The organism is Oleiphilus sp. HI0067 (assembly GCF_001635735.1).
The window spans coordinates 1-390 of sequence record NZ_LWFI01000671.1 but is presented as its reverse complement, the minus strand read 5'-3'; the positions used below and the strand labels follow the sequence as shown (position 1 = coordinate 390).

The 390-nt window shown below is 43.6% G+C and carries 1 pseudogene; it reads right to left on the bottom strand.

Annotated elements, in window-relative coordinates:
- Positions 1-168: 168 nt before the first annotated feature.
- Positions 169-390 (bottom strand): annotated as a pseudogene (locus A3739_RS29630) (allantoinase); the annotation flags it as partial.

Genomic DNA, 390 nt, shown 5'->3' with positions numbered 1-390 from the left:
AATTAGGAGTTTCATTTGCTCTTGCTCGGTAGACATAGGTCACCCCAATAGAAGTTCTAAAATTGAACAAAAGTGTAGCTAAAGTTTGGAAGAATAAAATTGGGGTCAGAGTACTTTTACTCTGACCCCAATTTTTAACGCAGTATAAGTAAGCGCAGTAGCTCTGACTTACTTAACTGGAGGGTGATTCTCATGCCAGTGCTTGGCTATGTCTATGCGACGCGTCACCCAAACATTTTCTTGCGACTGAACATAATCTAAGAAACGCGCCAGAGCCGCGGCACGACCTGGACGACCAACCAAACGACAGTGCAAGCCAATACTTAACATTTTTGGCGCTGTTTCACCTTCCGCATAAAGCACATCAAAGGCATCTTTTAGGTAGGTGAA